The organism is Planococcus salinarum (assembly GCF_007004625.1).
GTDB classification, from domain to species: Bacteria; Bacillota; Bacilli; order Bacillales_A; family Planococcaceae; genus Planococcus; species Planococcus salinarum.
On record NZ_VIFV01000026.1, the window covers coordinates 37677 to 47394 of the forward strand.

Sequence of the window (9718 nt, forward strand, 5' to 3'; positions counted from 1 at the left end):
TTTCCTGTAAGTGTAAAGCTATTCATTAAACTCCAGATCACTGATCCATGAAGACAGATGCGCTTTTACTTCCTTGTTCAAATTGGGGTGGACATTTTCAAGTAAATCAATTTCAAACCAACTGTAATCTCTATTTTTCACAAATGTATTTGTGAATGACGGATCTTTTAATACAATTTCAGAGGTGCCCTCTGCGACTTTCTTTTCCACTTGAATTGTCAGGATTGTACCAATTTGACGTGGAATTTCGTTTTGCCCCGACAGGAAATTGCCCAGCGAATAGATGACAAATACCTGGCGTCCATCAGATGTTTCAATCCACGCGGGAGGCTGCAGGACATGCGGGTGGTGGCCAAGTATGATGTCTGCGCCGTTTTCTGCTGCGAAATGGGCGAGATCAATCTGTGATTCATTCGGCATCGGCTGGTATTCATCACCGAAGTGCAGGTTCAGGACCACCACTTCGGATTGCTCCCTGGCACGCTGCAGATCCCTTTTGATCAATTCCTTGTCGATCCGGTTCACCAGGTATTCTCTGCCCGGAGGTGTTGGGACGCCATTTGTTCCATAAGTATAGGAAAGAAACGAAAATGTAATGTCATTTGCAGTCATCAGCGTTATCTCTTCACGTTCTTCGGCAGATAAATAAGAACCTGTACGTTCCATTCCAATTTCATCCCAATAATTGATGGCATTTTCGATAGCCGGGACGCCTCTGTCAAGCGTATGGTTATTGGCCATGGCAACAACGTCAACCCCAGCATCCTTTAAGGCATCGCCAACCTCAAAAGGACTGTTGAAAGAAGGGTATGTCGACAATCCGATCCCGGAACCGCCAATGATGCTTTCGGAATTGGCGACAGTAATATCGGCTCTTTCCATATAGGGTTTCACTTTCTCGAACATGGGGTCGAAATCATAGCCACCCGGAGTTTGGGCGGCATTATAAACTTTGCTGTGGATCAGGATGTCACCCACAGCTGACAGTGACACTGTCCGGACCTGGGAGAAATCCGGTATATCGGTGGTGGATTTCCGTGTTTCAAATTCAGTTTCTTCCATTACAAGGACGGCGGGAACTTGAACAGCGATGCAACCGGCCATCAGAAGGACCATCAGCAGCATTACCAAAAAGGTGAAATAGCGAATTGGATTCAACCTGACCACTCTCCAAACACATAATGTAGTTATAAAGGCATGAAACAACTGGAAATTAAAGTTTTTTAAAAACGGAAAATTCTGATAAAATATATATTTGATAAAAATGTGTATTGAAAATAGATGTTTAATAACATACTACAACACTAGTCGGGTATTGACTAGTGCTTTTTGTTTAATGAATGGTCAATTTTATGCCGGATACCAATGGGATGGTCCCGCTACGCCGCACTGGATCCGGAGAAATAGATAGATTTTGAACTCTGGATTTTTACGGGCCTTATCGAAATGAGTGGGTAACAATCTTAAAAAAGAAATAATTTAGGAGATTCTATTCCAATTTTTTGAAAATAGAGTATACTTGAAATTAAATATGGAAAATCGGAAATTTTTGAAAACAGGTCGGATGCAGGGGGGTAACAAATGGAGTTCATAATCGAATTGGTGAGTGAGATATTTGCTTATTTCTTTACTCCAAAGAGACGTTTGGAGAAGAACGTCGGAATTCTGAAAAACGATCCATGGTTTGCTGAACTGGAAGATGACTTCCGCTATAATCACCTTATCTGGAATAATCGAAAGGTGACGCGTTACCTCGGCTTGAACAGCAATGTAGATAAGCTTCTCAAAAATAATGACGAAAAAGCCAAATTCAAAAAGCTTCTGACTTATGAACATGTAAAGTTCATCACGCTGTCCTGATTTTTCAAACATCGCCAAAAAGGCCGAAACCCATAACAGGTTCCGGCCTTTTTCTATATCTTCTATTAGATGTCAGTCGAACAGGTTCATGCTCAAGTAACGTTCACCGGTATCCGGGGCGATGCACAGCACTCGTTTGCCTTTGCCCAGGCGCTTGGCGATTTCAATTGCGGCGAAAATGGTGGCTCCCGCGGAAGGACCGACAAATATGCCTTCTTCCCGCGCCACTCTCCTGAAAATATCGATTGCGTCCTCATCTTCGATCGCAAAAATTTCGTCATAAACATGGGTATTCAGAATGTCTGGAATAAACCCGGGGCTGGTTCCGACCAATTTATGCTTGCCGGGTTTGCCGCCGGACAAAACAGGAGAGCCTTTCGGTTCGACGACGGCGATATACAGTTCAGGCAGTTCTTCCTTTAACGCTTCGCCTGTCCCGGTAATGGTCCCGCCGGTTCCGGCAGAGGCGACAAAAGCATCGAGTTTGCCTTCCATCTGCTCCAGGATTTCACGGGCCGTCGTAGAGCGGTGGATATCCGGATTCGCCTGGTTTTCAAATTGCTGGGGAATGAAACTGTTGGGTATGCCGGATTGCAGTTCCTGCGCCTTTTTTATGGCACCCGGCATTTTTTCGTGATCCGGAGTGAGGACGACTTCAGCCCCAAATGCCTTTAACAGGTTAATGCGTTCTTTTGTGGCATTATCCGGCAGCACCAAAATGGCACGGTAGCCTTTGGCGGCAGCCACCATGGCCAGCCCGATGCCTGTATTGCCGCTCGTGGGTTCAATGATCGTGGCCCCTGCTCTAATGATACCCTGCTCTTCTGCCGTCTTGATCATGTTAAAGGCGGCACGGTCTTTAACGCTTTTGGAAGGATTGAACATCTCTAATTTTACGTAGACGTCCGCAGCGCCTTCCGGTACAATGCGGTTCAATTTTACGACCGGTGTTTCTCCGATCAGATCAGTTATATTGTCGACTGGTTTCATGTATAAAAACAACCTTTCCTGACGAATAAAATGTAAGTCCTGTTTTTATGATTGTAGTATACCGGAGGCAATTCCGACAAATCCTATGGCTTATTTACCTTTACACGGCTGCAACTGAGATAAGATAGATTTTAGAAATTAGACCTAATGATATTTAGATTAATTGTGACTTTTGAATAAATAATATACCTTTATTTGTTAATTATGTGTATAATAAAGCTAATAAATGAATCGGAGGCGCTCCATATGGTAAAAACTCCTGAGTTAGTGGATTCCATGGTTTTGGACATGGATGCCACAGAAGTTGCACAGTTGTTAAAAGAAAAGAAGCTCAATTCCCGCCAGATCGTGGAGATCTATATTGAGCATCTGAACAGGATCAATCCTTCTGTGAATTGCCTTGTTGAAAACCGGTTTGATGAAGCCTTGCGGGAAGCTGACAGTGCTGATTGCAGGCTGGCATCAGAAGAAGCAGCGGGAGTATTGTTCGGTGTGCCGATCAGCATAAAAGAAGCATTTGATGTGGGCGGCATGAAAACGACCGGCGGCTTACTCGGGCGCAAAGACTTTGTGATGGACCGTGATGCGGAAGTCGTTCGGAAACTTCGGGCGGAAGGCGCCATCATTCTCGGCAAAAGCAATACGCCGGAGCTGTGTTTTTGCCAGGAAACTGAAAACAAGCTTTATGGACGTACAAATAATCCGCGGGACCTGCACAGGACGGCAGGTGGATCGAGCGGTGGGGAAGGTGCTTTGATAGCAGCTGGCGGTGCCGCTGCCGGACTTGGTTCTGACATTGGCGGATCCATCCGGTTTCCTGGCCATTTCAATGGAGTCGTCGGCTTCAAGTCGGGAAAGGGACAAGTTTCACCGGAAGGAAGCTATCCCGTTGTAAAACAGGAGTTGCAGGACAGGATGCTTGGCATCGGACCGATTGCAAAAAGTGTCAGAGATGCAAGGACCATATACAACATAGTCGCGAAACAAAAAGCGCCGGAAAGAAAGTTGGAAAGCTTCACGTTCAATATCATTCCGGATACAGATTACCCGATGGCCGACCATACTCGGAAACTTCTTGATTCCATACACCACAAGAGTTCGCCGGATTTTAATACCGAGCGTGAAATTCCGCCCTACTTTAAGGATTCTACTGAAATATGGCAGGAAATCATGTCGATTGACGGGGCTTCTGATGCAAGAACTGAAGCCTTCGGCGGCAAAGCAAAGAATCTTTACCGCTCTTACCTGACGGAACGCATGAATCGGAAATCTGAAGTGCACAGATATTTATCCTGGGCTTTGATCGGAGCGTCCCTTTTCAAGCCTTCTGAAAAACGGCTGAAAAAAATTGAGGACTTTCTGCAGCACGGAGACCACATCCTGGAGAACTACCTGAAAGAGCGCATCCTGATCATGCCGGTCTACCATAAGACTGCACCCCGGCACGGAGTGGTTTACCGGGAGATATTCTCTATCCGGAAAACGTTCCGCCAGTATCTTCCGTACGTCGCTTATGCCAACACATGGGGGTTGCCGTCATTGACGGTTCCAGCAGGAACTGATGAAAAAGGCATGCCCATTGGCATCCAATTGATCAGCCGCAATGGCAACGAAGAAGCTTTGTTTCAACTCGGCGAATGGCTGGAGCAGAACTTTCAGTCCTATAAACGGGCCATTTTATAGTGAAAATAAAAAACCTGTGCACTTTTTTAAAAGCGCACAGGTTTTTTGCTTTGCAAGGGAATTGAGGAAATAGCATTGGGCTTCAAAATTCATTCCGTTTCATAAGAAAAAGAATCGCCCTCAAAAACATGAAGGACGATTCCGGAGAAGTGGATAAGTCTAGAAGCCTTCCTGATCCACAATCGGTATTTGTACCTTACGAGGTGAAAAATTGGATCAGAGAATAAATTCCAATAGACAGCAAGAGTAATGCGCCTACCAGATAAATGATTAATGCGTTCTTCAAAATTAGCCTCCTGCAATTTGTAGAATAGGTAATTAGATTTGATCTTATGTAATTTACTTCAATACACCATATCAAGGCTATTTCACTGTATCAAATATAGTGAGGATTCTCGAATAAAGTGCACTATTGTGTAGGATGGAATGAAAAGCGAAGCTTCTGTAATCACAAATACAGGTATGACTTGGAATGGTGTCAATATACCTAATGATTTATCCCGGTTAACAAAAAAAGCCAAAATTCGACAAATCTTTTCCCAATTACATGGATGAGCATCTTCTGCTACCGTTAAATATGTGGCAGGGAGATTGCGGGACGCCGCATCGCCGGATTGTATGGCCATAAAAAACATATAGGGATAGGAGATTGATGTATGAAGAGATCAGGAAAGATTTTCACAACTGCAATGCTGGCAGTCACTTTGATATTGCCTTCAATGGGGGTAAGCGCCGATGAAGGAAATGCAGCAGCCAATGGCAATGAAAAATTCCGGGTACTGGTTGACTCAGCCGATCAGAACAGCCTGAAGAATGTGAAACAGCAGTACGGTGTACATTGGGATTTCGCTGCGGAAGGTTTTACAACCGATATGAATGAGAAACAATTCAATGCTTTAGAGAAAAATAAAAACTTAACTGTAGAAAAAGTTCCGGAGTTGGAAATAGCGACTGCTACGGACAAGCCGGAAGCATTATACGAAGCGATGGCGGCATCCCAGTCAACGCCCTGGGGCATCAAAGCCATCTATAATAACAGCAGCATCACACAAACGAGCGGCGGTGGAGGCATCAATATCGCAGTCCTGGATACAGGGGTCAACACGAATCACCCGGATCTGCGCAATAATGTGGAACAGTGCAAAGATTTCACGGTAGGCACGAGCTACACGAATAACAGCTGTACAGATCGCCAGGGCCACGGAACGCATGTTGCCGGATCTGCTTTGGCTGATGGCGGGACAGGCAGTGGCGTCTACGGCGTGGCACCGGACGCAGACCTTTGGGCTTACAAAGTATTGGGTGATGACGGATCCGGTTATGCGGATGACATCGCCGCAGCTATCCGCCACGCAGGCGATCAGGCAACGGCACTTAACACAAAAGTGGTCATCAACATGTCACTGGGTTCTTCAGGTGAAAGCAGCCTGATTACGAATGCAGTGGACTATTCATATAATAAAGGCGTTCTTGTCATTGCAGCAGCAGGAAATGAGGGGCCATACCAAGGGTCAATCGGTTATCCTGGTGCATTGGTGAATGCGGTGGCAGTAGCGGCACTTGAAAACACTGTGCAAAACGGAACGTACCGCGTTGCGGACTTCTCTTCACGCGGTTACAGCTGGACTGATGGTGATTACTCCATCCAAAAAGGCGATGTGGAAATTTCAGCGCCGGGTGCGGCAATCTACTCCACCTGGTTTGATGGGGGCTACGCGACAATCAGCGGAACGTCAATGGCTTCACCACACGCAGCAGGCCTTGCAGCGAAAATCTGGGCGCAATATCCATCCGCTTCAAATGTGGATGTGAGAGGCGAATTGCAGTATCGCGCTTATGAAAACGACATCCTTTCCGGCTACTACGCTGGATATGGAGATGATTTTGCTTCAGGGTTCGGGTTTGCAACAGTTCAATAAGAAGATTCATCTGCAAGAGCAGTTCCGGTGTTACGCCGGAACTGCTTTTTATATATTGTCGTTTAATGCATCTTCAAGGTGTATCTCGAACAATGCGCAGTATTGCTTAAATATTTGTGACAGAACCCCTTTAATTGCGCTGAAACACTGTCACTTTTAAATTTGGGACTATTTATCTATCGATTAGTCCCGGTTGCTGAAAATTTACTAAATTCGACAATGTTTTTCCCAATTACGCTATCAGTATTCTTCTGCTAACGTTAGGTGTGTGGCAGGGAAGTTGCGGGACGCCGCATCATCGAATTTATTGCCATAAAAAAACATATAGGGATAGGAGATTGATGTATGAAGAGATCAGGAAAGATTTTCACAACTGCAATGCTGGCAGTCACTTTGATATTGCCTTCAATGGGGGTAAGCGCCGATGAAGGAAATGCAGCAGCCAATGGCAATGAAAAATTCCGGGTACTGGTTGACTCAGCCGATCAGAACAGCCTGAAGAATGTGAAACAGCAGTACGGTGTACATTGGGATTTCGCTGCGGAAGGTTTTACAACCGATATGAATGAGAAACAATTCAATGCTTTAGAGAAAAATAAAAACTTAACTGTAGAAAAAGTTCCGGAGTTGGAAATAGCGACTGCTACGGACAAGCCGGAAGCTTTATACGAAGCGATGGCTGCATCCCAGTCAACGCCCTGGGGCATCAAAGCCATCTATAATAACAGCAGCATCACTCAAACAAGTGGTGGCAGCGGCATCAATATTGCAGTTCTGGATACGGGCGTCAATACAAATCATCCGGATTTGAAAAATAGTGTGGAGCAATGCAAAGATTTCACTGTAGGTACAAGTTTCACGGATAACAGCTGTACAGACCGCCAGGGGCACGGTACACACGTGGCCGGATCAGCTTTGGCTGACGGCGGCACTGGAAGCGGTGTATATGGTGTGGCACCGGATGCGGATCTGTGGGCTTACAAAGTACTTGGCGATGACGGTTCCGGTTACGCCGACGATATCGCGGTGGCAATTCGCCACGCCGGTGATCAGGCAACTGCCCTTAATACAAAAGTTGTCATCAACATGTCTCTTGGTTCTTCGGGTGAAAGCAGCCTGATTACGAATGCAGTGGACTATGCCTATAACAAAGGCGTATTGATCATTGCAGCAGCAGGAAACTCGGGTCCAAAACCAGGTTCGATCGGTTATCCGGGTGCGCTGGTTAACGCAGTGGCAGTCGCTGCTCTTGAAGATACAATTCAGAATGGCACTTATCGTGTAGCGGATTTCTCATCCCGCGGTCATAAACGTACAGCAGGAGATTATGTGATCCAAAAAGGCGACGTTGAAATTTCAGCGCCTGGTGCAGCAGTTTATTCTACCTGGTATGATGGCGGTTACGCAACAATCAGCGGAACGTCAATGGCTTCACCACACGCAGCAGGCCTTGCAGCGAAAATCTGGGCGCAATATCCGACAGCTTCGAATGTGGATATTAGAGGCGATTTGCAATCCCGCGCTTATGAAAACGATATCCTGTCAGGTAATAGTGCAGGCTCCGGTGATGATATTGCATCAGGGTTCGGATTTGCCAAAGCACAATAAAAGATTCATCTGCAAGAGCAGTTCCGGTGTTACACTGGAACTGTTTTTATATGGTATTATTTTATTAATCTGACACAAAAGGGTGAGGCTATGAATGTCGGGTCCGTAATCAAATATTACCGGTCAAAAAACAATATGACGCAATCCCAACTGGCCGACGGCATCTGTTCTATTTCACATCTGAGCAAGATTGAATCCAATACATATACGCCGCATGAATCAACAATCGAAGCTTTATTATCCAAAATGGGGGTTCAGTGGAAAAAGGAAGTGGTGAAACGGGAGCGTCTGGAACGCCAATTGAATGATTTCGTCATCTGTTTGCTGCATTACGACCTTGAGCAGATGGAGGAGCAATACAGTAAATTGCAGGAAGATGATGAATATATCCAATCTACCGATCTTGTGAATCGCTATGAATTGTATAAGTTCCGCTACTATTTGTATATACAGGATCAAAACAGGTCTGACCGTCAAAAAGAACTGCTGGAACGTTTGAAGAATTCCTTTACGGAATCGGAAACCTGGATGCATCAGCTCTTTTTATCGCTTTACTTTACCCAGGCCAATAAAAAAGAACTGGCCATGGAATATGCAAAATCCCTCGACGGGGGAATGCAGAGCATTCCACAGAAATTCGAGGGGGAATTCTATTACCAGAAGGCCCGGTTGCTGATCATGCATGAGCAATATGAATTGTCGGCCCATTACGCCGAATTGTCCGTGCAGTATTTCAAGCTCAATTACAATTACATCCGGCTCCTCCATGCCCAATTGCTGCTGGCCATCAATTACATGAGACGTAATTTGCTTGTGCAGGCTGCGGGGATATTCGAAGTGCTGAAGCGCAATACCAGACTGATGGATCAGAAGGAATTATACAATCAGACATTGTATAATTTTGCTGAATTGATGAAAACCCGTCACGAGCACAGCCAGGCTTTTGATCTGTTGATCGAACTGCATGAAATCATGTCAAAAGATACATTTTTCTACAAAGCAGTCTTGGTCAGCCTGATTGAAACTGCGGTGGAAATTGGGGCCGATGCTTGGGAGTGCGTAAAGGAACTAAGGGAGCTGTCGGCAGGGCCCGAAGACGAATATTTTCTTTTATACTTAAATTATTTCGAGAAGCGAAATTTTTCCCAACCAGACCTTTTGACTTATTCAGAAGAAAAAATGTTCCCATTTTTCAGAAAACATGGTTACATAAGAGAAAGCAAAAAGATCGCTTTGGAACTGGCTGAACACTTTCAACGTGAACAGCAATGGGAAAAGGCGATGTATTATCAATCCTATTACGCCAGAAACGGAGGATGAATTGATATGAAAAAAGCGAAATTGATCTTATTGACTGGAGTGGCTGCGGCCATGATGGTGATGGGGGCGTGGGCTCCCGCAGCTTCACAGGTGGATGGCTCCACTGCTGTCGCCGCTTCCGGCGATGTACAGGAAAACTCAATTCCGACTATTTTACCCCCCCTGTAAAATAGCGGTTTGTTCCAAAGCTCCCGGCACAAGCCCCGGGAGCTTTTTTGGTGTGCCCGGCATGGGCGTAATCTATAGGGTGCGAGTCCCGAACTGTGAAGGCAGAAGTAACAGTTAGCCAAGCGCAAGGGTGTCCACGGCGACGTGGAATCTGAAGGAAGCGGGCGGCA

Annotated in this window: 8 protein-coding genes; 6 read left to right on the plus strand and 2 right to left on the minus strand. The window is 45.6% G+C overall.

The genetic code is table 11. The features are described from left to right. Window positions 1-18: 18 nt before the first annotated feature. Window positions 19-1158: a CapA family protein gene (locus tag DIJ65_RS13005; protein ID WP_260678705.1), complete on the minus strand. Its 1140-nt coding sequence runs from the start codon at window positions 1156-1158 to the stop codon at window positions 19-21. Between the two features lie 423 nt (window positions 1159-1581). Here DIJ65_RS13005 and DIJ65_RS13010 point away from each other — a divergent pair, with 423 nt between their 5' ends. Further along, window positions 1582-1860 (plus strand): hypothetical protein, encoded by a 279-nt coding sequence (locus tag DIJ65_RS13010; RefSeq protein WP_117302827.1) that lies wholly within the window; start codon window positions 1582-1584, stop codon window positions 1858-1860. Between the two features lie 72 nt (window positions 1861-1932). Here DIJ65_RS13010 and cysK read toward each other — a convergent pair whose 3' ends face one another. Next, a complete protein-coding gene (gene cysK / locus DIJ65_RS13015) occupies window positions 1933-2850 on the minus strand; it encodes a cysteine synthase A (protein ID WP_117302825.1) in 918 nt (305 codons plus the stop codon). Between the two features lie 246 nt (window positions 2851-3096). Here cysK and DIJ65_RS13020 point away from each other — a divergent pair, with 246 nt between their 5' ends. The 5 genes from DIJ65_RS13020 to DIJ65_RS16360 all read left to right on the plus strand — a co-directional run bounded on the left by DIJ65_RS13020 (window position 3097) and on the right by DIJ65_RS16360 (window position 9548). Next, window positions 3097-4533 carry an amidase gene (locus DIJ65_RS13020; RefSeq protein WP_230321408.1) on the plus strand — a complete coding sequence of 479 codons (1437 nt, stop codon included), beginning with the start codon at window positions 3097-3099 and terminating at the stop codon, window positions 4531-4533. A gap of 656 nt (window positions 4534-5189) precedes the next feature. Then, window positions 5190-6452, plus strand: coding sequence for a S8 family peptidase (locus DIJ65_RS13025; RefSeq protein ID WP_117302823.1), 1263 nt, complete (start codon window positions 5190-5192; stop codon window positions 6450-6452). Between the two features lie 345 nt (window positions 6453-6797). Beyond that, window positions 6798-8060, plus strand: a complete 1263-nt coding sequence (locus DIJ65_RS13030) for a S8 family peptidase (RefSeq protein ID WP_142836501.1) — start codon at window positions 6798-6800, stop codon at window positions 8058-8060. A gap of 90 nt (window positions 8061-8150) precedes the next feature. Beyond that, the gene (locus tag DIJ65_RS13035) at window positions 8151-9380 is read left to right on the plus strand and encodes a helix-turn-helix domain-containing protein (protein WP_071152116.1); all 1230 of its coding nucleotides are present in this window, start codon (window positions 8151-8153) and stop codon (window positions 9378-9380) included. 6 nt (window positions 9381-9386) lie between these two features. Continuing rightward, complete coding sequence (locus DIJ65_RS16360; protein ID WP_154706075.1) at window positions 9387-9548, plus strand: hypothetical protein; 162 nt, start codon at window positions 9387-9389, stop codon at window positions 9546-9548. Window positions 9549-9718: the final 170 nt, after the last annotated feature.